The organism is Psychrobacter glacincola, from assembly GCF_904846215.1.
Lineage (GTDB): Bacteria > Pseudomonadota > Gammaproteobacteria > Pseudomonadales > Moraxellaceae > Psychrobacter > Psychrobacter glacincola.
This window is the reverse complement of record NZ_CAJGZK010000020.1, coordinates 1-22,203: the sequence shown is the minus strand read 5'-3', so window position 1 is coordinate 22,203 and position 22,203 is coordinate 1. Positions and strand designations below refer to the sequence as shown.

General features: G+C 43.0%; 16 protein-coding genes and 1 pseudogene. 8 read left to right on the top strand and 9 right to left on the bottom strand.

Annotated elements, in window-relative coordinates:
• Positions 1-251: 251 nt before the first annotated feature.
• Both JMW90_RS10840 and JMW90_RS10835 read right to left on the bottom strand, forming a co-directional pair.
• Positions 252-1,043, bottom strand: coding sequence for an ABC transporter ATP-binding protein (locus JMW90_RS10840; protein ID WP_201564093.1), 792 nt, complete (start codon positions 1,041-1,043; stop codon positions 252-254).
• 171 nt (positions 1,044-1,214) lie between these two features.
• Positions 1,215-1,541, bottom strand: a complete 327-nt coding sequence (locus JMW90_RS10835) for a hypothetical protein (RefSeq protein ID WP_201564091.1) — start codon at positions 1,539-1,541, stop codon at positions 1,215-1,217.
• Between the two features lie 345 nt (positions 1,542-1,886).
• Here JMW90_RS10835 and JMW90_RS10830 point away from each other — a divergent pair, with 345 nt between their 5' ends.
• The 4 genes from JMW90_RS10830 (at position 1,887) to gltS (ending at position 5,999) form a co-directional block, all read left to right on the top strand.
• Positions 1,887-3,188, top strand: coding sequence for a glutamate-5-semialdehyde dehydrogenase (locus JMW90_RS10830; RefSeq protein WP_201564089.1), 1,302 nt, complete (start codon positions 1,887-1,889; stop codon positions 3,186-3,188).
• Between the two features lie 298 nt (positions 3,189-3,486).
• Positions 3,487-4,263: a ribonuclease domain-containing protein gene (locus tag JMW90_RS13935; RefSeq protein WP_265089241.1), complete on the top strand. Its 777-nt coding sequence runs from the start codon at positions 3,487-3,489 to the stop codon at positions 4,261-4,263.
• Between the two features lies 1 nt (position 4,264).
• Positions 4,265-4,639, top strand: a complete 375-nt coding sequence (locus JMW90_RS10820) for a barstar family protein (protein ID WP_201564085.1) — start codon at positions 4,265-4,267, stop codon at positions 4,637-4,639.
• 88 nt (positions 4,640-4,727) lie between these two features.
• A complete protein-coding gene (gltS, locus tag JMW90_RS10815) occupies positions 4,728-5,999 on the top strand; it encodes a sodium/glutamate symporter (RefSeq protein WP_201564082.1) in 1,272 nt (423 codons plus the stop codon).
• A gap of 91 nt (positions 6,000-6,090) precedes the next feature.
• Here the strand turns inward: gltS and glyA are convergent, their stop codons facing one another.
• The 3 genes from glyA to JMW90_RS10800 form a co-directional block, all read right to left on the bottom strand.
• Positions 6,091-7,347, bottom strand: coding sequence for a serine hydroxymethyltransferase (gene glyA, locus JMW90_RS10810; RefSeq protein WP_201564080.1), 1,257 nt, complete (start codon positions 7,345-7,347; stop codon positions 6,091-6,093).
• A 367-nt stretch (positions 7,348-7,714) separates the two neighbouring features.
• Positions 7,715-8,251, bottom strand: coding sequence for a chorismate--pyruvate lyase family protein (locus tag JMW90_RS10805; RefSeq protein ID WP_201564078.1), 537 nt, complete (start codon positions 8,249-8,251; stop codon positions 7,715-7,717).
• A 52-nt stretch (positions 8,252-8,303) separates the two neighbouring features.
• Complete coding sequence (locus JMW90_RS10800; RefSeq protein ID WP_201564075.1) at positions 8,304-9,653, bottom strand: GNAT family N-acetyltransferase; 1,350 nt, start codon at positions 9,651-9,653, stop codon at positions 8,304-8,306.
• A 646-nt stretch (positions 9,654-10,299) separates the two neighbouring features.
• Here JMW90_RS10800 and JMW90_RS10795 point away from each other — a divergent pair.
• Complete coding sequence (locus tag JMW90_RS10795) at positions 10,300-12,519, top strand: NADP-dependent isocitrate dehydrogenase (RefSeq protein ID WP_201564073.1); 2,220 nt, start codon at positions 10,300-10,302, stop codon at positions 12,517-12,519.
• A 158-nt stretch (positions 12,520-12,677) separates the two neighbouring features.
• On the opposite strand, the gene icd is transcribed toward JMW90_RS10795, so the two are convergent.
• Positions 12,678-13,937 carry an NADP-dependent isocitrate dehydrogenase gene (icd, locus tag JMW90_RS10790; protein WP_201564071.1) on the bottom strand — a complete coding sequence of 420 codons (1,260 nt, stop codon included), beginning with the start codon at positions 13,935-13,937 and terminating at the stop codon, positions 12,678-12,680.
• Between the two features lie 215 nt (positions 13,938-14,152).
• On the opposite strand from icd, the gene JMW90_RS10785 reads away from it, so the two are divergent.
• On the top strand, positions 14,153-14,785 hold the full coding sequence (locus tag JMW90_RS10785; RefSeq protein ID WP_201564069.1) for an rRNA large subunit pseudouridine synthase E: 633 nt from the start codon (positions 14,153-14,155) through the stop codon (positions 14,783-14,785).
• A gap of 351 nt (positions 14,786-15,136) precedes the next feature.
• Positions 15,137-15,985 (top strand): CopM family metallochaperone, encoded by an 849-nt coding sequence (gene copM / locus JMW90_RS10780; RefSeq protein WP_201564067.1) that lies wholly within the window; start codon positions 15,137-15,139, stop codon positions 15,983-15,985.
• A 111-nt stretch (positions 15,986-16,096) separates the two neighbouring features.
• Here copM and JMW90_RS10775 read toward each other — a convergent pair whose 3' ends face one another.
• The gene (locus JMW90_RS10775) at positions 16,097-18,040 is read right to left on the bottom strand and encodes a M61 family metallopeptidase (protein ID WP_201564065.1); all 1,944 of its coding nucleotides are present in this window, start codon (positions 18,038-18,040) and stop codon (positions 16,097-16,099) included.
• 323 nt (positions 18,041-18,363) lie between these two features.
• On the opposite strand from JMW90_RS10775, the gene JMW90_RS10770 reads away from it, so the two are divergent.
• Positions 18,364-18,849, top strand: a complete 486-nt coding sequence (locus tag JMW90_RS10770; RefSeq protein WP_201564063.1) for an FKBP-type peptidyl-prolyl cis-trans isomerase — start codon at positions 18,364-18,366, stop codon at positions 18,847-18,849.
• A 684-nt stretch (positions 18,850-19,533) separates the two neighbouring features.
• Here the strand turns inward: JMW90_RS10770 and JMW90_RS10765 are convergent.
• Positions 19,534-21,744: a carboxy terminal-processing peptidase gene (locus tag JMW90_RS10765; RefSeq protein WP_201564061.1), complete on the bottom strand. Its 2,211-nt coding sequence runs from the start codon at positions 21,742-21,744 to the stop codon at positions 19,534-19,536.
• Positions 21,745-22,102: 358 nt separating this feature from the next.
• Positions 22,103-22,203: pseudogene (locus JMW90_RS14100) on the bottom strand (IS30 family transposase); the annotation flags it as partial.

The window sequence follows — 22,203 nt, the reverse complement described above, 5'->3', positions numbered from 1 at the left end:
CAGGTAACTGGATATCCAGACTGTGAGATATTTAGATATAGGGGCAAGCGATATGAATACCCGCCCATAGGTCTTTTGATAATACCTGAGTAGAATATCAAAAACAAACGTTTTGCATACCGACTGTCATCATCCGGTAATAAAAACATTGGTGAACTTACTATTGGTGGACTTACTGATGTGTAATCTTGGCGTTTTAAATACTTATTGCTAAGATTGCAATTTTACTAGATTTAAGCAATGGATTAATTTTAACGATGTGAGGCCATAAAGTCTTTGACACGCTCAGACTTAGGATTATCAAAGACTTGCTCGGGCGTACCAATCTCTTCAATAACGCCTTGGTGCAAGAACACCACTTTACTAGAAACGTCACGAGCAAAACGCATCTCATGCGTCACAATCAGCATCGTGCGTCCCTCTGCTGCCAGCTCTCGCATCACGGCAAGCACTTCATTGACCAGCTCAGGGTCCAAGGCAGAAGTTGGCTCATCGAACAATAACACTTGTGGCTGCATCGCAAGGGCGCGCGCGATAGCAACACGCTGACGCTGACCACCAGATAGATTCGCCGGATAAGCGTCTTTTTTATCCAGCAAACCGACTTTATCGAGCAGCTTTTCAGCATCGCTAATCGCTTGGTCTTTTTTTATTTTTAAGACTTGTATTGGCCCTTCGATAATATTGTCAATAATCGTTTTATGTGGCCATAGATTGAAATTCTGAAAGACAAAACCCACACGCGCGCGTAAGTGTTCTAGCTGTTTGATATCAGCCGCTTGCAACTCGCCTGACTTAGCTGGCTTTAGCATCAGCTCATCATTGCCGATGATGATACGACCTTGATTGGGCTTTTCGAGCAGATTGATACAGCGAAGCAGAGTCGACTTACCTGAGCCGGACGAGCCTAAAATAGAGATAACATCGCCGTCATAGGCAGTCAAAGACACGCCTTTCAGTACGGCCAATGAGCCGAAGCTTTTATGAATATCTTGTAAGTCTAAAGCGATAGGTCGAGTCGGGTTCTTTGCAGTATCAAGCATGGTTTAGCAGACTTCCAATAAATATGAGTGAAAACATAAAGTGAAAAAAGCGTAGCGATAAAAAGGCGTTTGACGATAAATAGCCTTTATGAAATGAGGCCCATAACTGATTGTATGTTATGGGCCTCATTTTATCATTTTAATAGCATTGGCGCTGTTTTATCTGCCACATTAGTAGCTTGAGACGTGCTCTTCGCTTCCAGTACCGTCCATCATCTCTGCATCATCAGCAGTTGCCACAGCGACATCATCCGTGCTACTCACAGCCATATCATTACCAGCCGTTGCAACCGCCACATCGTCAGAGTTGCCGGCAGTAGCCACACCCGTCGCCTCTTCTTCTACCGCAGTCTGCGCATCGGCTGCTGGCGCTGTCTCTATCGGTGCCTCGTCTTTTTTACCACAGGCACTTAGCGTCAATGCCGCGGCGACCAGTCCAACGCCCATCCAGTTTTTATAAGCGCCAGATTTTTGCATGTGTTGTTGGTTGATTGTCATGTTTATTCTCCAATATTTTTATTTACTATGATTAATTTCTACTATGAATAGCTATCATACAACCGAGTCATTCCAGAAATAATACCGCACAGTTGAAATGAATCTTTCGATTCTTAACGCTCACTATACGGACGATTCATAGCGACTACCTTAGTAATTGCAGTCTATTTCTGTTAAAAATACGTAACCATCAATCCAATGCTCAATCATGACTATCATATAAAAACAAGCGAGCTCTATTCACAAAATCGGCTTTACTATCGACCTAATCTCCTCTATGTTAAATAGCAGAGTGCCATTAGAGCGCTACTTGTTCTCTATTTATAACTATAAGGAAGAATATTTATGAGTCAAACCAATACCACAGACGTAACCGCTTATATGCAAAACGTCGGTAAAGAAGCGCGCGCCGCATCAAGAGCGCTGGCTGCTGCCAATACGGGCGATAAAAACGCTGCCCTGATGGCGATTCATGACGTATTAAAGAACGCCAAGCAAGATATCTTAGCTGCCAATAAAATCGATATGGATAATGGTCAAAAAAACGACCTAGATGCCGCACTGCTTGATCGCTTGGAGTTAAATGACGCCCGTTTTGATGGCATGCTACAAGGCTTAACAGACGTTGCTGCATTGCCTGACCCTATTGGTGAGGTCACAGACATGACCTATCGTCCATCGGGTATTCATCTGGGAAAAATGCGCGTACCACTTGGTGTGGTCGGTATGATTTATGAGTCACGTCCCAATGTCACCTTAGAAGCTGCCTCGCTCGCACTAAAATCCGGTAACGCCATCATTTTGCGTGGCGGCTCTGAAGCATTCGAATCCAATCAAGCGATTGCCAAGTGTATTTTAGAGGGACTAAAAAACGTTGGTATGTCTGAGTATAGTGTCCAAGTGCTAGAGACCACAGATCGTGCAGCAGTCGGCGAGCTTATCACCATGACCGATTATGTTGATGTTATCGTACCACGCGGCGGCAAAGGTTTGATTGAGCGTATCAGTCGCGATGCTCGCGTGCCTGTAATTAAGCATCTAGACGGTAATTGTCATACCTTTATCGACAGTGATGCTGATCCCAAGATTGCCGTTAACGTCAGCGTCAATGCCAAAACCCATCGCTATGGTACTTGTAATACCATGGAAACCTTGTTGGTCGATGAAGCCATCGCTGATGAGCTGTTGCCAAAAATTGCCGAAGCCATCGTTGAAGCTGATAATGCGATGCAACTGCGCCTTGATGATAAAGCGCAAGCTATTTTGAACGATAATGCCACCCTTAAGGGTCATCTATCAGCCGCCACCGCTGAAGACTGGGATACCGAATATCTCGCGCCTATCCTCGCGATTAAGATATTATCCGGCATTGATGAAGCGATTGAGCATATCAACACCCACGGCAGTCATCATACCGACGTCATCATTACGGACAACTATACCAAGTCGCAACGCTTTATCCGCGAAGTGGACTCAGCAAGCGTAATGATCAATGCCTCTAGCCGTTTTGCCGATGGTTTTGAATACGGTCTTGGTGCCGAAATTGGCATCTCAACGGACAAGATTCACGCGCGCGGACCCGTTGGACTTGAAGGCTTAACTTCACAAAAGTGGATTGTTTATGGTCATGGCGAAACACGTGCCTAATTTATTACGTCTTCACTACAATCTATAATGTCGTCTGCAGTATAATTGTTACAGAACGTCAGCTTAATTGCTGGCGTTTTTTTATTATTAATAAATATGTTATATATGACATATATAGTTAAAATATCTCAAAAACGCTACAGTGCTGCTGATATAAATTTTTTGCAGCCTCTGTCGGCATAGGCACAGCAAGCAAGAAAAATTAATATCAGCAGTACTTGATGTATCGATATTACTTTTCCCTGACTATAGCCATTATTTTACCTGATGAGAACCTATCGATAGGACGAGGATGCCCATGCAAAGTGGTCAAATTAAGCACTGGAATTCTGATAAAGGCTATGGCTTTATCGAGGTCGACAATCAGAGTGAAGATGTGTTTTTCCACATAAAATCCGTGCGCATGTCGCAGCCTATCAGCGAGGGGCAACGGGTTTATTTTAATAGTGAACGCAATGACAAAAATCAATTGCGCGCCACCGAAGTGACATCGGATGAATTGAGCATTTTAGAAACTTCAGCATCCAATTCAGCATCTAATTCAATTCATCGCAAATCAGATAATGCTCAGCAGAAAAACAATCGAAACGCTTACCAGAAAAACAATCAGCATAAAAATAATCGTAGCAGCCAAAATAAGAAAAGCAGCTTTTCTACCCTATTCAGTTTGATTGCCATTATCGCTGTTGCGGTCTATTTCTTTGCTGATTTGAAATCCAGTTTTTTTGCTGATAGCACGCCATCTACATCTACTACCCTCTCGCAAAACTCCATTGAACCTGCCAGTACTTCGAATACAGCAGCTATCACTGGTGATGCGCAGATAGATCAGACACTTGCACTTATTCAGCAAGGTGGTCCGTTTCCTTATCCCAGCAAAGATGGCAGCACTTTCTATAATCGCGAAGGTAAGCTACCGGCGCAGTCGCAAGGCTACTATCGCGAATATACTGTACCCACACCTGCCGTTTCGCATCGCGGCGCGCGGCGTATCGTCACTGGCGGTCATCCACCGACCATTTATTATTTGACCCTTGATCATTACGGCAGCTTTCAAAAACTGGAGGTGAAATGATATGACTCAAGCCATTTATTATGTGACTCAACATAGCATTGAGCAAAACCTTGTTAAAGGTAAAAAAAGCAAAGCATTTGCCACTATTCCTGAACAAGCCACCGCCATACCTATCGAAGAGCGGTTAGATAAAGAAACACTGTTAAGCAGCTTAGCAAAAGCGTGCGATTTCCCAAGTTGGTTTGGTCATAACTGGGATGCGGCGTGGGATTGCTTAACAGACAGTGATGTTGAGTATTTAACACTTGATTTAACAGCCGTTAAAAATATCCATACCGAAGATTTTAATGTCTTCAAAAGTCTTGTAGAAGATGCTTTTAAAGAATTTGGCAAACCACAGCTGTGGATTGTCGTGGCGTCCGATGATTTGTCTTAGTTGCCAGTCAGAGAAGAATCTCAATTCGAGATAAAAACAGATTTATCCTGAATTCAGGTTAATTACTATTTATAGAAAGGATTAACATATGGAAATCACCCTAAACGGCTATTACACCCTGATATTAGCCACATTGGTACTGTTGCTTGGACGCTTCTTAGTCAAAAGAATTAAGTTTTTAGAAGATTTCAATATTCCAGAACCGGTCGCAGGCGGTTTGGTCGCAGCGATTGCCGTCTATATGCTTAATATCGTTTGGGGCTATAGCTTTAATTTCCATCAAGGGTTGCAAACCGCGACCATGCTGATGTTTTTTGCCTCTATCGGGCTCAGCGCTGATTTTGGTCGGTTAAAAGCAGGTGGCTCACCCTTACTGATTTTTACCATCATCGTGTCTGTCTTTATCATTTTGCAAGACATTCTTGGTGTGGCAATGGCAAGCGCACTTGGGCTTGATCCTCTGCTTGGCTTGGTGACCGGTTCAATCGCTTTGACCGGTGGACATGGTACTGCGGGTGCTTGGGGCATTACATTAGAGGAGCAATATGGTGTCGTTGGCGCGACGACGCTGGGTATCGCAGTTGCCACTTATGGTTTAGTGGCAGGTGGTGTTATCGGTGGTCCTGTTGCCCGTCGCTTGATTAAAAAGCTTGGTCTCAAGCCTACGGCAGTCAATTCAAACCCAAGTGATGTTGAAAAACTGGCAAGCGAGCAGTCGCTCTATAGCACCAAGCACAGCGAAGAGGAAGTTCACAGCAACAAGGAGATGTTTGAAAAACCGGATAATATCCGTCTGATTACTGCATCGTCTACCATTGAATCATTGGCACTGTTTGCCGCAGCACTCGCGTTTGCTGATCTCATGACCTTGGTGGCACAGGATACCTGGTTTGAGTTGCCTACCTTCGTATGGGCGCTGGCAGGGGGTGTGATTTTGCGCAATACCTTAACCATGGTATTCAATTTTGATATGTTTGACCGTGCGATTGACGTCATCGGCAATGCTTCTTTGAGTCTTTTCTTAGCGATGGCATTATTGTCATTGAAGCTATGGCAACTGACTGATTTGGCAGGTCCCGTATTGATCATCTTATTGGCACAGACAGTCCTTATGATTGGCTATGCTTACTTTGTGACCTTTAAACTCATGGGCAAAGACTATGATGCTGCCGTCTTGTCAGCAGGGCATTGTGGTTTTGGTATGGGTGCAACCCCTACGGCGATTGCCAATATGCAGGCAGTCACCGATCGCTATTTACCCTCACATAAGGCATTTTTGATTGTACCGATGGTTGGTGCCTTCTTCGTCGATATCGTTAACGCGACCGTATTGCAGATATTTACCAAGTTGCCGTTTTAACCAGTCAGATTAATGTTCTAAGAATAAAAAAACCGCCTAGCAAATGCTAAGCGGTTTTTTTATTTGACTGATAAAACTAACGAATCAAGAATTATTGATTTTTAGCATAGACAGGAAGCTCTTTGCAGATAGCTTCTACTTTGCCACGGACTTCAGCAGTCACTGCTTCATCACCACGGCTGTCAAGCACATCACAAATCCAACTTGCCAAATCGCTAGCTTGCGCTTCATTGAAGCCGCGAGTGGTAATCGCTGGCGTACCGATACGGATACCAGAGGTTACAAATGGAGATTTTGGATCGTTTGGTACGGCGTTTTTATTGACGGTGATATGCGCATCACCCAACCACTTATCGGCTTCTTTACCAGTCATTTCTTGCTTAACTAGGCTGATCAGCATCAGATGATTTTCAGTACCACCAGAGATGACTTCATAGCCGCGCTCTTGGATGACTTTCGCCATCGCTTGGGCGTTTTTAACCACTTGCTGCTGATAGGTTTTGAAGTTATCTTCTAACGCTTCTTTAAAGCAAACTGCTTTTGCCGCGATGACATGCATCAACGGACCGCCTTGGCTGCCTGGGAAAACAGCAGAGTTTAATTTTTTGGCAAGCTTCTCATCACGAGCCAAAATCATACCTGAGCGTGGACCACGTAAGGTTTTGTGCGTCGTCGTGGTAACCACATCAGCAAATGGTACTGGGCTTGGATAAACACCACCAGCGACCAAACCGGCAACGTGTGCCATATCTACGAGCAAATAAGCACCAACTTCGTCAGCGATTTCGCGGAAACGCGCCCAATCGACCACTTGCGAGTATGCCGAAAAACCAGCAATAATCATTTTTGGCTTATGCTCTTTTGCCAAACGCTCAACTTGATCATAATCAATAAGACCAGTGCCTTCAACTAAGCCATACTGTACAGCATTATAATTCATACCTGAAAAATTGATATGTGCGCCATGAGTCAAGTGACCACCAGCATCTAAGCTCATGCCAAGTACGGTATCATTGGCTTCAAGCAATGCTAAAAAGACAGCAGAGTTTGCTTGGCTACCAGAGTGTGGCTGTACGTTCACATATTCTGCACCAAACAATTCTTTTGCACGGTCAATCGCCAATTGCTCAACGACGTCAACGTGCTCACAACCACCGTAATAACGCTTACCAGGATAGCCTTCAGCGTATTTGTTGGTCAAATCAGTACCTTGTGCTTCCATAACGGCTTGTGAGCAGTAGTTTTCTGAAGCAATCAGCTCAATATGGTTTTCTTGACGAACGCTTTCAGCGGCCATGGCTTCAGCAAGTACTGGATCAAAGTTTTCGATAGAGATATCTTTAAACATAATAAGGTCCTAAGTGGTGACAGTCGTTGGTCATGACGGTCATTGAAAAGAAGCGAGTAGCAAAAGAAGTTTGAAATAAGCAAGCAAAAGCTATGGGCTTGTTATTAGCTTGTCAGATTTAACAATAAATTCGACACGCTTTTGCATCGATATCCTTGCTAAAGTTTAAGTGTAACATGAAACTTTATGTGACGAGCGCAAAAAAATCTCACCTTATATTGAGTTGAGAACAAAGTAAAATCCTCTATATTTAAATCTATTTTTTTCAGTAACTTATAAATATATCATCTAAATAGAAGCAGTAAATTCATTAAAATTTATTCACTAGAAACCCATCCAAATGAGAAAGTAAAAAACAGTTGGCTAATTATTCAATTGTCTTAATTTGATAATCATTAATTTTAATGTCCAACTGTTTTTCACAGAATTCTGGCAAAAAGGTCTCACTAATGAGTAAAGGACGACCGTACCAATCATAAAGCGTCTGCCGTTGCCAGCCATCTGCCGTATGTTTGATAAAGCGCTGATTGGGCAAGGTGCGACTGCGCTTAAACAACACATAGCCGATTGGGGTGCTTTTTAGCTGCTGTAACCGTCTGGCACTGCCCTGTAGACTGGATAGCGGAAACAGGCTCTGCGCCTGCACCCATGGTAGCTCATCATTACCGTATAAATACACCTCGCGCACCCACGCCAGCTGTGTACGGCTGAGCGCTGCCCCCTGTATACCCAATTGCTTTTTTTGTGCCAAAGACAATAACCGATAGCCCTCAAAGTGACGCTTCACAAGTAACGGCTGCCCTGCTTTTACCTCTAACGATGCCGTTAGCGAGCCTTCGGTATTTAGCCAAGCCAGAAGCTCAGGTGGCAGTAAGTCATTAGAACAAGAGAAATTAGAGGTCATGGTTTATGGCTAATATGTGCTTTATTAAGTAGAAGGGGATTAAAGAATAAGGTTACTCATTGTTATCAAACGCTGGCATATTATCGATATTAAACGGCAAAGCTTCAAATGCCTGCTCTCGATACTGCGCCATATGTGACCGATCTTTTGTGCAAAAATCATGAATCGCTGGTACAAAACGCGCATCATAAATACGATGTAATGAGTGGGTGGTAGTTGGGATAAAGCCACGAATCAGCTTATGCTCGCCTTGCGTCCCTGGGTCAAAATAGTACAAGCCCTGCTCAATAGCAAACTCAATACCTTGATAATAGCACAGCTCAAAATGCAGACTATCATACTCACCAAGCGCGCCCCAATAGCGACCGTATAAAGTCGCCATTTTACTGTCAGGCGTATCATATAAAAACAAACTGCTCGCGATAATCTCCCCACTGGCATCAAACGCTTGTGCTAAAAATAAATGCTCAGGCATCTTTTTTGCCAATGCGTCAAAAAAATCCATGGTCAAATAAGGCTGCTGCCCCCGTATCGCATAAGTCATCACATAACAGTGATAAAACGTCTTCCAGTCTGACTCAGTAATCTCATCGCCACATTTCCGTTGACAAATAATGCCTTGCTCAGCAACTTTTCGGCGCTCAGCACGGATGGTTTTACGTTTTTTGGCTTTAAGCGTGGTCAAAAATTCTTCAAAATCCGCAAATAACTGCTCGTTTTGACTTAGATTTTTATTTTGCCATAAAAATTGACAGCCTTGACGCTCAAGCATGGGAGTGTTGATGACGCTATCAAAAGCAGATAAATTCTCTGCATAAGTTTGCGTTGTTATTCCAGAATTAGCGTTATTATTAAACGGCAGCAAAGTGGTTGCGATAGCCGCCAATTCGGGCGTGACAAACAATCCATGCCAGCCTGAGGCATCTACTTGCTGCGCAATATCATCAACACCTGCGATAGCAGTCTTTATAATCTCAGCATCGAGCGTCTCGCCCTCTGCCAACCATAAGCGTTGACCGGTAACAGGAGTATAGGGAGCACTGGTCACCAAACGCGGATAGTAGTCGAGACCATACTGAGCGTAAGCCTGCGCCCATGCATGGTCGAATACAAACTCGCCTTGATGATGACCTTTAATAAAGACGGGCATTACTGCAACCGGCTGCTTCACTTTCATAGAAGCCTCTACAGAAGACAGACTTTGCTGTACTGTCGAGTCCTCATCCGCCTCTACGCGGTGGACCAAAATATAAATAGGCAACCAGCCCGCCTGCTCGCCAATTGCGCCAGTATCACTAAGCGCTTGCCAAAAGGCAAATGACATAAAAGGCGTGTCTGGCATTTGCCAATCGCCAAGACTTTGCCAACTGGTATCGTTGAGTAACGCATATTGTAGTTTCATAATCAGCACACTGTTTTTTTGATAACTTTTCTTGATGTTATAGCCTAGCAAATTGCCATTTTTTTGCTGTCACGATTTGCAAAACTGTCGTTAGCGTTTAAAAGCGGTGCAGTGCTATTTTTATGGAAACAAAAATTTGCTGCCATAGGTGATAAAAATTGCTATTAAAAACAGGCAAATTACATGGAAAAGATGATATCCATCTTGATGACTGATAGAATAAGGGTATTATTAGCTTAATATAATTCATATAGATGAGATATGAGCGAAATAGTATACTTAGTTCAACATACGAGATTGACATCATATCGGATTTATAGTCGATGAACTATAATATATCGACTGTCATGTATCATTAGGCAGTGTTACCCAATCGTTCAACCCCTCTTTTGACGGTAAGCTTTTCATAAAGGTGAAAGCAGCTTCCAAAAGATATTTTTGCAAAATAAGGTCAACAAGTACTCTCAAAACTATTTGAATGCGTCGAACCGTTTCAATATATTTTTGTATGATTGCAAAAGTGACACGCGATGTACTTAATTCAACGTCATCGCCCATTACGGTATGAAGGCTATATAAGGGTATTAAATAATATCCAAGCCTTATTCACTTCATTACTGACAACATAAAGGAATACTCTACTACAATGTCAAAAATTATTTATACAAAAACCGACGAAGCGCCAGCGCTTGCCACCGTATCATTCTTACCTATTGTCAAAGCATTCACTAAAACAGCAGGCATTGAAGTGGATACGACTGATATCTCAGTTGCTGCCCGTGTACTGGCTGAATTCCCTGAATTTTTAAGTGAAGAGCAACGCGTTCCTGACAACTTAGCTGAGCTGGGTCGTCTGACACAAGATCCCAATACCAACATCATCAAACTGCCAAATATCAGTGCCTCTGTTCAGCAGCTAAAAGCGGCGATTAAAGAGCTACAAGGCAAAGGCTACGGTATTCCTGATTTTCCAGAAGATCCACAAACCGATGAAGAGATAGCGATTCGTCAGCGTTATGGCAAAAGCCTAGGCAGCTCGGTGAATCCTGTACTGCGTGAAGGTAACTCGGATCGCCGTGCACCGAAAGCGGTCAAAAACTATGCGCGTAAGCATCCGCATTCGATGGGTGAATGGAAGCAATGGTCACAGACCCATGTATCGCACATGCACAGCGGCGACTTTTATGCAGGCGAGCAATCTATCACTTTAGATAAAGCCCGTACCGTGCGCATGGAACGCTTAGCTGACGATGGTACTGTGAATGTCTTCAAAACAGGCATCGCTTTGCTTGATAAAGAAGTTATTGACCTTATGTTCATGAGCAAAAAAGCACTGCTTGAATTTTATGAGCGTGAAATGGAAGACTGCCGTGAAGCCGGTATTTTATTCTCATTGCACGTAAAAGCCACCATGATGAAAGTATCGCATCCGATCGTATTTGGACACGCGGTTAAAACCTATTATAAAGATGCTTTCCAAAAGCACGGCGCTTTCTTTGATGAGTTAGGCATCAATGTTAATAACGGTATGGCAGACCTATACGACAAAATCTCAACACTACCCGCATCAACGCGTGAAGAGATTGAGCGCGATTTACATGCTTGCCAAGTACATCGCCCACGTTTGGCGATGGTTGATTCCTCAAAAGGTATTACCAACTTCCATTCACCAAGTGACGTGATTGTCGATGCCTCTATGCCTGCTATGATTCGTAACGGCGGTAAAATGTGGGGTGCTGATGGCAAGTCATATGATTGTAAAGCTGTCATGCCTGAGTCTACCTTTGCTCGTATTTATCAAGAAATGATCAATTTCTGTAAATGGCATGGTAACTTTGACCCAACGACTATGGGCACGGTACCTAACGTTGGTTTAATGGCACAAAAAGCAGAAGAATACGGCTCGCATGACAAGACTTTTGAAGCCAGTGATAATGGTATCGCTCGTATTGTTGATGAAGAAACAAACGAGATTTTGCTTGAGCAGCGTGTTGAGAAGGGCGATATCTGGCGCATGTGTCAGGTCAAAGATGAGCCTATCCAAGATTGGGTCAAGCTTGCAGTACGCCGCGCACGCGAATCTAATACGCCGGTTATCTTTTGGTTAGACCCATATCGTCCACACGAAAACGAGCTGATCAAAAAGGTCAATGTGTATCTAAAAGACCATGATACGAGCGGTCTACATATCGAAACCATGTCACAAGTTCGTGCCATGCGTTATACCTTAGAGCGCGTTGCTCGTGGTCTTGATACGATTTCTGCTACTGGTAATATCTTACGTGACTACCTCACTGACTTATTCCCAATTTTAGAATTGGGCACCAGTGCTAAGATGTTATCAGTCGTACCTCTTATGAAGGGCGGCGGTTTGTTTGAAACTGGCGCTGGTGGTTCAGCACCAAAGCATGTACAACAATTGGTTGAAGAAAACCATTTACGCTGGGATTCACTGGGCGAGTTCTTGGCATTGGCTGTATCGCTAGAGCATTTGGCACAGAATGATGGCAATGCTAAAGCCCAAATACTGGCTGACACCTTAGATACAGCGACTGAAAAGCTGTTATTAAATGACAAGTCTCCATCACGCAAAACTGGTGAGCTTGACAACCGTGGCAGTCACTTCTATCTTGCGATGTATTGGGCACAAGAGCTTGCCGCTCAAGAGCAAGATGGCGAGCTTGCAGCACAGTTTGCGCCACTTGCGCAAAATCTTGAGAGTAATGAAGCGGCTATTATTAAAGAGCTGAATGATGCTCAAGGTAAGCCTATGGATCTCAAAGGTTATTACTTAGCAGATGAGGCATTGGCTGAGCAAGCAATGCGTCCAAGCACTTTGTTCAATAACGCCATTGCATCATTATAATGAACTCATCTTATAAAAGTTGATTTATAGAAGTGACATTGGCATAAAAAAAACATCCCAAATATCTTAGATTTTGGGGTGTTTTTTTGTCTGTCATTAATGAGTGCTTTTCATGTCAGAAACTATTTATAAGACATTATGTAAAGGACATCATTTTCTTACGCATGCATATGTTTAATAATCGCTTTGCCAAACTCAGAGGTACTTAATAAGGTGGCATCCGGCATCAAGCGTTCAAAATCGTAAGTCACGGTTTTGTTTTTGATAGCACCTTGGATACCGTCTATGACCAAGTCAGCGGCTTCTATCCAGCCCATATCACGTAGCATCATCTCAGCTGATAAAATAAGCGAACCTGGATTGACTTTGTTTTGTCCGGCGTACTTTGGCGCTGTACCATGCGTCGCCTCATATACAGCAATAGCGCCGCCTTTATTGGCACCGGGAGCGATACCGATACCACCGACTTGCGCGGCTAGCGCATCAGAGATGTAGTCACCATTTAGGTTCAATGTCGCGATCACTGAGTAGTCAGCAGAACGCATCAGGATTTGCTGCAGAAATGCATCAGCAATCACATCTTTAATCACAATCTTATTGCCAGTCTTAGGGTTTGTCATGGTCATCCAAGGACCACCATCTAACAATTGAGCATCAAAGCGCTCAGCGGCAAGCTCATATCCCCACTCTTTAAAAGCGCCTTCGGTGAATTTCATGATATTGCCTTTATGCACAAGCGTCACACTGGGCAAGTCATTGTCGATGGCATGTTGAATGGCTTTACGAACCAAACGCTGTGAGCCCTCTTTTGATACAGGCTTGATACCAATACCGCAATCCTCTGAAAAACGAATTTGCGTCACGCCCATCTCTTCTTTTAAAAACTTAATGACTTTTTTGGCATCATCACTGCCTGCTTTCCACTCGATACCGGCATAGATATCTTCTGAGTTTTCACGGAAAATGATCATATCGGTCAATTCAGGATGCTGGACAGGACTTGGAACGCCCTCAAACCAACGTACAGGACGCTGACAAACGTATAAATCAAGTTCTTGTCGCAGCGCTACGTTTAGTGAGCGCATACCACCGCCAACTGGCGTAGTCAGTGGACCTTTTATACTGATGACATAGTCACGCAACACCTCAAGCGTTTCTTCTGGCATAAATTCACCGTCATAGATTTTAGAGGCTTTTTCACCGCAATAGGTCTCCATCCAAACAATGGATTTTTTGCCTTTATAAGCTTTTTCAACTGCCGCATCGACCACTTTAATCATGACAGGCGTGATATCAACGCCTATACCATCGCCTTCAATAAAGGGAATAATCGGATGGTTTGGGACATTGAAAGACAAATCACTATTTACGGTTATTTTTTCGCCGTCTCTTGGTACGATAACTTTGTTATATGACATGAGATGATGCTCCTTGATATATATTATGTGTTTTAAGCTTACTTAGCATTCTGTTATGCTAGCTGTTTTATCGTGGTGATGACAGCATTATAAATGTTTGTACAATACGATAAACTTAAGGTAAGACGCACCTCTATCTTTATGATTGACTCATATATTAATTTTTATAATGTGTGAACTGCTATCCGCCATTTATTTTTGGGAAATGTTATTTTATGTCCAGCGCCAGCCTGATTCTGTTCAATAAGCCTTACGGAGTACAAAGTCAATTCCGTGATGACAGCAATAACGACCATACTACTTTATCAGAATATTTTACGGACAAGTCAATTCGTATCGCTGGTCGGCTCGATGCTACCTCAGAGGGGCTGCTGATTTTGACCAGTGACGGACGGATTAATAAAGCCATTACTCAGCCACCATCTGCAAAGGGTTTTGCGCAAAACAAACAAAAACAAGGCAAGACTTATTTGGTGCAAGTGGAAGGTGTGGTCACTACGGCACAATTAAAACAACTGGCAGATGGGGTTATACTGAAAGATGGTAGGACGTTACCAGCCTCTGCTGTACTTGTCGATGAAGCCGACTTGCCTATCAAACTATGGCAGCGTAATCCGCCTATCCGTGAGCGTAAAAATATCCCAACGTCATGGTTGATGCTGACTATTTATGAGGGCAAAAATCGCCAAGTGAGGCGTATGACGGCGCATGTAGGACTGCCTTGTTTGCGCTTGATTCGCTGGTCAGTGGCAGGATTTGAGCTTGGAGAATTGGACGTTGGTGAGTTTGTACGAATCCACCTAAATAGCGAGCAATGCCGCAAACTGGGTGTGCTAGATTGGCTATAATTGAGCCATTTTTAAAAGAGCACGGCGTTACTGGGGTTAATGATTCGTAGCCTCTGTCGGCTAGCTACAGCAAATAAGAAAAATGAACCCCAGTAGTGATTTATAACATTTGTATTTCTTTTATTTAGGACTGGCTATATTTTGCTACACTAAAGAGAAATCTAACGACAAAGCACGTGATTTTTAAATGTGGCTAATGGTGTGGCTAATAATATGACACTGATATTACGACATCTTAAACATAGCGTATCGAGAGAGTAAGGTTTCTCTGTTAACATTTAACACTGTGCTATAGCTGAATCGCACGCCTTTTTGCTAAGTTTCTGGTTTAATTTATAGTAAGGATATGTCATGACTGCTTTTCATCGTTTTGCCTTGTTTGCTACTGGCGTTTCTGCGGCGCTATTGATAAGTGCTTGCCAGCCAGTATCAGATGATGTTGAGGGGAATACAGCGCAAGACGATGTACAGGTCGCAATAGAACAAGTGGAAAGCCATGACGACATGGCTGCTAATGAAGGTCATGATATGACGACTTCTGACACTGCGCCAGATGAGACATCAATGACAGACATGCTCAAAGATTATACGAAGTCCATGACCGATATGCATAATGAAATCATGGTAGGTATGGCTTATAATGATCCTGATACTGCCTTTGCAAAAAGCATGCTTGGGCATCATCGCGGCGCGGTAGATATGGCAAAGATTGAGCTTAAATACGGTACTGATGAGACGATGCACACACTTGCACAGGATATTATTGACTCACAGCAGCTTGAGATTGATATTATGAATAAATGGCTTGCCAGCCACCCTGATGCGCCAGAGCCAAAGCCCAACACTCAAGCAATGCAACAAGCTTATGCTGCAGGTATGCAAGACATGCATGATGCTATGATGACTGCAATTGCAAACCCTGTACCAGATATGGCGTTTGCGCGTAGTATGCTGCCGCATCATCGCGGCGCGGTAGATATGGCAATGCTACAGCTCCAATATGGTACTGATAAAGAGATGCGTAAATTGGCACAAGACATCATCGATGCCCAGCAGCCTGAAATTGTATTGATACAAGAATGGATTGTAAAAACGCTGGCTAATACAGGAGAAGCTGCAAGCAATGATACTGATAAGGACACTGCTGCAAACACGAAAGAAGCCATAGGTGTTGTTAAAACCACAAAACCTAACGCTTAAATTTTAAGCGTATAACGCAAAGCCCATACTAAGCATCCTTGTTTAGTATGGGCTTTTTAGTAGTCACTAGTCTTGCCAAGCTCTCATCTATGTGTGAGAGCCAAATCGCTATTACTGAGCATCCTTCATCACATCCAGCCAAGTACTTTCTACTTTTAATCCATTTATCTTATCTTTATCCTCTGTATTGGTCCTCGCCAGACGCAAGCTAATGCTATGTGGCAACACTTTATCGGAACCGTGATTGTCGTCTGTATTCACTTTCGGTACAACGTTGACCGTCATCAGCTCATCACGGCGAAACAGATGGCATTCAATATCGTGCGATGCCTCATTGAATAATGCCAATTGTTTGTTATCCGCCTTGATACCATCAATTGCGATGATGACATCATGCGCTGAAAGTCCAGCTTTTGCCGCTGCACTTCCACGTGTCACCCGATTGACCTTAAGTCCAGTTGGCGTTTCAGTACACCTCATACCCCACGGTACGTGTTTATCAGCGGTCTCTTTGCTATTGCTATAAAGCTGAATGCCGTTAGCCTCAAGCAGCGCTTCTAGAGGCAACTCTTTAACGCCATTAACATAGCAGCGCTCAAATTCTTCCCAATCTGCCAATAGCATAAACTGCCCAATGACAGTCCCCATATCGGCACTGCTGATACCGATGCGTTCGTTGTCATTTTGCTTAGCTTGGTGATAAAAAGTTTTTACCACATCAAATAAGCGATAGCGTCCCGCGCTTTTTTCTAGTAGCGTTAGGTCTAGACATAATGCCACCAAAGCGCCTTTATTGTAATAGCTAATACCCGCATTGCCAGTGTTTTCATCGTTGCGATACAGCTTGATCCAAGCATCAAAGCTCGATTCTGCCACACTTTGCTGCGCGCGACCCGGCGTTTGGTAATAGCGATTGATTTGCTCTGCCAATAATTTCAGATAGCTTGCTTTGTCAATCACCCCTGAGGCTTGCAGCATAAAATCATCAATATACGAGGTAAAACCTTCAAATATCCAAAGCAGAGGCGTAAAGGCTTCGCGGCGCAAATCCACCTCTAACATGACATCAGGACGCACCGTTTTGACCCACCATGCATGAAAATACTCATGGCTGCATAAACCTAAAAATCGCTGATAATCGCCGCTTGGCACTGCGGTCTCATTGGTAGCAGGCAAATCACGACGCGGCGTAATCAGACTGGTCGAATTGATGTGCTCCAAACCACCATAATCCTGCCCGCTGGCATAGGTCATAAAAGTATAATCATCAAACGGCGCGTCACCCAACCAGTTGAGATAGGTCTGACAAATCTGAGTAATATCTTGCTGCAGGCGTCCCATATCAGCGTTATGCTTACCGGTGAGAAAAAAGCGATGACTCAGCGTCTGGTGCTGACTGTCTTGAATGATAAAATCAAACTTCTCCTGTATAGCAATCTCAAATGGGTAATCAATCAGTTCGTGATAGCTGTCCGCTTGCACACTATATAAGTCTCGCTCATCGCTTTGTAACTGCGTGGCTTTAAGGCCACATGCCAATAATACGTGCTCTTTATTTTTATTCATAAAAAATGCTTCGGGTATCATCAAACTAACTTTGACTGATGATTGCTCTTGCCCATCAATAGCCAATGCCAGTGAGGTAAAATTGCCATACAAGCGCTGCTGATCGACATAAGCGGTGCGGACCGATAAATCGTAACAATATACTTCGTAATAGACTTTTAGAGTCTGCCCTGATTTAGCTTGTGGTAATTGCCATGTATGCTTGTCGGTTTTTTGCGCGCGATAACACTTAGGATTTTTATTATTCACAATCTGGTTATCCGATAACTCTTTATCCAAGATTTCGTAATGGACAGCGGTAATATTTCGGGCAAATTCACGTATCAAATAACTGCCTGGTATCCATGCCGGCAACCATAAGCTTGGCGCGTCTGTATCTGCCGTAAACCTAAGCGTAACATCAACCAGATGCTCTAAAAAACGCTCAAAGTCGAATTGATAATGAATATCAGAGGTCAGCCCATTTGCAGTATGAGAAATGAAAGTCATATTTTTATCCTTATAGTTATCGCTATGGTAGAAGTCCTTGTTCAAAAACGCAACTGGCGTACCTAACACTAACAAGGCAGTATTTTGTTAATATGCTAAAAACACAGATTATTCTGCACAATTACACGATTAATTGGCATTTTTTGTTGTTTTAACCTTGAAAGTGAGGGGAGTTATCGCAATTAAAGAAGCTAACTGCTAAAGTTACCCTAATAAACTGATGATAATTAACTGATGACGTGGCTATTTGGCTGGCTGATTGGCTTTTTTAGGTTTATTTCAACCGTATTTAATTTTTAATATCACTATATTTAGGATAATTTATGACTACTATCGCAAAAGACACTGCCGTCAAGTTTAACTACACCCTAAAAGACGACGAAGGTAATATCCTTGACCAGTCTCCAGAAGGTCAACCACTTACTTATTTGCATGGTCACAGCAATATCATCCCAGGTCTAGAGCAACAATTAGAAGGCAAATCTGCTGGCGAAAGAGTCAATGCTGTTGTTGAGCCTGCTGATGGTTACGGCGAATACCAAGAGCAAGCGGTACAACATGTACCACGTGACAACTTCCAAGGCGTTGAAGATATCCAGCCTGGTATGCAGTTTCAGTCAGAAGCTGGTGGTCAAGTCATGCTAGTTACCGTCACTGCTGTCAGTGACACAGAAGTAACTGTTGATGCAAACCATCCATTAGCTGGCAAGCGTTTGACTTTTGATGTTGAAATCCAAGAAGTACGCGCGGCGACCGAAGATGAATTGAACCATGGTCATGTACATGGCGCAGGTGGCGTTGAACACTAATCTTTTATAGATTATTGTGCTAGATACATAAGCTGTGAGTGAATAATGATATTATAACTTATTGCAAAAGGTCAGTAGATTTTTCTATTGACCTTTTTTATGGGTCAATTTTGTCCATTACACCGAAAGTTTCTATAGTGAGGGAAAAGGAATATCGATACTTCAAGTACTGCTGATATTCATTTTTCTTGCTTGCTGTGCCTACGCAGACAGAGGCTGCAAAAAATTTATATCAGCAGCACTGTAGCGTTTTTGAGATATTTTAACTGTATTCACGTTTATTCAAAATTAATATCACCGATATAGCAAAGACCAAACATAACAAAGACCAAACATAACAAAGCCCAACCGTAACAAAGCCGCATAACGACTAGCATTATGCGGCTTTTATCACCAACCATCCATGTTACTGTCATTCAATACTTAATCCCGAAGTATTTTATAACGGTCAGGCATCCAGCCCTATCATCCCTAATCATCAAACTACCTATCCATTATGCGACTTTTAAGATACCAATCCCTAGTACCTATGAACCTTTTCGTTCAATCGTGCCGTATAGGTATAATCGCAGATTGACCCACAGTAAGTAAGAGGTCTCAACGTCAATGCATGTAAGCATATGCTTACATGCATTTTTTAAGATGGTTTGGACAGCTGAATTGATGGTGGTTAATGTTACCTTCTTATAGCTTTTCTTCAGGACTGCTTGATACTTCTGGCTTAGCACTCAGCATAATATAAGCCGCTTCATTAATATAGGCTTCGTCTTCAGGTAGCTCTGGGCGCTCCAAAGCCTTCATCTGACTACGCTCTTCAAACTTCGCATCCATTGCTGCTTGATAAATATTCCAGTTCGCATAAGGGCGCTCACCTGATGCAATCTGACGTTTATTTTCAGCTTCTAACGAGCGTTTTTCTATCAGCTGCATTTTGGCGCGGCGTTTGTTGATATCTAGCGCAACCGGTTTTTTCTCATCTTCCATATTACGGATATCATTCAGTGTCGATAAATAAACAAACTGCGGATTTTTTTGTTGGCGGATTTTTGATTGTTGGTTTAGCGTCGCTAAGGTATTCGAGGTAAATTTACCCTCAGGCTTGTATGGTGCAGTTTTTATCGTATCCCAAGGCAAGGCTTTTTTCTGCGCGCGCTCGCCAAAGGTTGCATCGTCATAGATATTGACCAATTCAACATCAGGTACCACGCCTTTATTTTGCGTACTGCCACCGGTGATACGATAGAATTTACGCTGTGTTAGCGTCGCAGAACCTAGCGCCAAACTGTCTAGTTGAATTTGCGCAGAGCCTTTGCCTGTGGTTGTACTCCCAACCACCAATCCACGTCCATAGTCTTGAATAGCAGCAGCAAAAATCTCACTTGCGGATGCAGATGCAAGATTGGTCAAAACGACTACCTTGCCATCATATAGCTGCTTACCACCATCATCATCACGGTAAACTTGGATATTGCCACGATTGTCACGAATTTGCACCAGCGGACCGCTCTTAATAAAGAAACCAAGCATCTTGGCAACTTCATCTAGCGAGCCACCGGGGTTATTGCGTAAATCAACCACCAAGCCATCGATATTCTCTTTATTTAGCTCTTTTAGTGCCTTTTCGGTATCGATACTAACACTACGGTAGTCCTCACCATTACGGCGGGCTCGGTAGTTCAAATAAAAGCTTGGTATTTCAAGAACACCGATACGTTTCGGAGTTTTATCAATGTTTGGACGCTGAACTTCCACCACACGCTGAGTAACGCCTGATTCTTCTTGCTGAATAATGTCACGAACCACAGTAACATTACGGGCGCTAGCGTCAGGGGTGTTAGGCTGACGCACTTTAATCGTCACCGATGTCCCGCGCTTACCACGAATCAAACTGACGATTTCACGCGTTGACCAGCCGACCACGTCAGTCATGGTCTCACCATCTTTGGCAATACCAATAATTAAGTCGTTGGGCTTAATTTGACCTGATTTTGCGGCAGGACCACCATCGACCAAAGTCACAATGCGGGTATAATCCGGATTTTTGCGATCAGGGCGGATAGATACGCCAATCCCTTCTAACTGTAGACTAGATTGAATTTGTAGCTCGTTGGCTTGAATGGGCGCGTAATAATTGCTGTGCGGATCATAAGTCAGCATTGCCGTGTTTAAGATGGTTTCCATAATCTCATCATCTTTGAGACGGGTAAATTGTTCTTGCTGACGGGACAAGCGGTTGAGTAAAATCTCACTTGGCGTACGCTCATCATTACGGACCAAATCTTGACCACGGGTGATATCTGGGTTATCTAAAAATACTTTTTCTTTTGCTTTTTCGTCTTCTTTGCCTAAAGTAATACTCATCAACTGAAACTTCAACTGACTTGTCCAATAATTACGCTGTTCTTTTTTGGTTTTAAAGTGGTTGAGTTTTTCACGATCAAGGACAATGTTATCCTTGCTGGTCAAATCAATATCCGTTTTCAGCATCTTTTTCGCCATGGCAAAATACTCATTTGAGCGTTTACGATAGCGCTCAAACACCTCTACCCCAGCAGATAAATCGCCACGCTTTAGGCGCGCGCCAAACTCATCCGCATACTTTTTCTTAAACTCATCGACATCGGACTGTAAAAACAGCGTATGGTTTGGGTCAAGGCTATCGATATACATAGACAAAATCTCGCGACCAGTCGCGGTATCAAGTGGCTGATTAAGATAATGACTTCGATCCAGCAATGCCGCTACTTGGCGCGTGGTGACCTGTTGCTCAGGCGTTTGTTTGAAACCTTCGGTATTGGTGTCAGCCACTGCGGTGCCATAGCTCTGTGTAAGAATTAGACCTGCGATGCCCACTGACGCTGCACTGAGTAACCACTGTGCTGGTTGTTTTTTCATCATATCTACCTAATTATTTTAAGTGAAAAGTATGCTCTGTTTTTAGTAAAATCAAAAAATATCTATAAATGGCTGTCCAGAAAATCTAGCTATTTTTACTCTCTTATATTTAACACTAAACCATGCGTTACGCTAGCACTAAAAGCTTATCTCTACGTAAGGATTATGTTGATTTTATTGTTAAAAAACCAATCAATACTAGCATGGGCATAAATATAGCTCTGTCTCAAACTGTATAAACAATCTTACACGTTGCGCGCGTTCATACCAAGTTTCCTACTACATAAACCAGACGACTCTATTTAACGAATATCGGTCAATGTTTTAAAATGCTTAGATTAACATACCAAGTGCAACGCTAAATTATATTATAGAACACCTGATTGGGCGTTTTAAACCCTAAGCGTTTTCTTGGTCTGTTGTTTAGTTTATTCTCAATGTCCTGTATCTCATTATCAG

What these genes read in the sequence shown, in the direction of transcription:
- JMW90_RS10840 (WP_201564093.1), bottom strand. Translation starts at nt 1,043, where the DNA reads ATGCTTGATACTGCAAAGAACCCGACTCGACCTATCGCTTTAGACTTA.
- JMW90_RS10835 (WP_201564091.1), bottom strand. Translation starts at nt 1,541, where the DNA reads ATGACAATCAACCAACAACACATGCAAAAATCTGGCGCTTATAAAAAC.
- JMW90_RS10830 (WP_201564089.1), top strand. Translation starts at nt 1,887, where the DNA reads ATGAGTCAAACCAATACCACAGACGTAACCGCTTATATGCAAAACGTC.
- JMW90_RS13935 (WP_265089241.1), top strand. Translation starts at nt 3,487, where the DNA reads ATGCAAAGTGGTCAAATTAAGCACTGGAATTCTGATAAAGGCTATGGC.
- JMW90_RS10820 (WP_201564085.1), top strand. Translation starts at nt 4,265, where the DNA reads ATGACTCAAGCCATTTATTATGTGACTCAACATAGCATTGAGCAAAAC.
- gltS (WP_201564082.1), top strand. Translation starts at nt 4,728, where the DNA reads ATGGAAATCACCCTAAACGGCTATTACACCCTGATATTAGCCACATTG.
- glyA (WP_201564080.1), bottom strand. Translation starts at nt 7,347, where the DNA reads ATGTTTAAAGATATCTCTATCGAAAACTTTGATCCAGTACTTGCTGAA.
- JMW90_RS10805 (WP_201564078.1), bottom strand. Translation starts at nt 8,251, where the DNA reads ATGACCTCTAATTTCTCTTGTTCTAATGACTTACTGCCACCTGAGCTT.
- JMW90_RS10800 (WP_201564075.1), bottom strand. Translation starts at nt 9,653, where the DNA reads ATGAAACTACAATATGCGTTACTCAACGATACCAGTTGGCAAAGTCTT.
- JMW90_RS10795 (WP_201564073.1), top strand. Translation starts at nt 10,300, where the DNA reads ATGTCAAAAATTATTTATACAAAAACCGACGAAGCGCCAGCGCTTGCC.
- icd (WP_201564071.1), bottom strand. Translation starts at nt 13,937, where the DNA reads ATGTCATATAACAAAGTTATCGTACCAAGAGACGGCGAAAAAATAACC.
- JMW90_RS10785 (WP_201564069.1), top strand. Translation starts at nt 14,153, where the DNA reads ATGTCCAGCGCCAGCCTGATTCTGTTCAATAAGCCTTACGGAGTACAA.
- copM (WP_201564067.1), top strand. Translation starts at nt 15,137, where the DNA reads ATGACTGCTTTTCATCGTTTTGCCTTGTTTGCTACTGGCGTTTCTGCG.
- JMW90_RS10775 (WP_201564065.1), bottom strand. Translation starts at nt 18,040, where the DNA reads ATGACTTTCATTTCTCATACTGCAAATGGGCTGACCTCTGATATTCAT.
- JMW90_RS10770 (WP_201564063.1), top strand. Translation starts at nt 18,364, where the DNA reads ATGACTACTATCGCAAAAGACACTGCCGTCAAGTTTAACTACACCCTA.
- JMW90_RS10765 (WP_201564061.1), bottom strand. Translation starts at nt 21,744, where the DNA reads ATGAAAAAACAACCAGCACAGTGGTTACTCAGTGCAGCGTCAGTGGGC.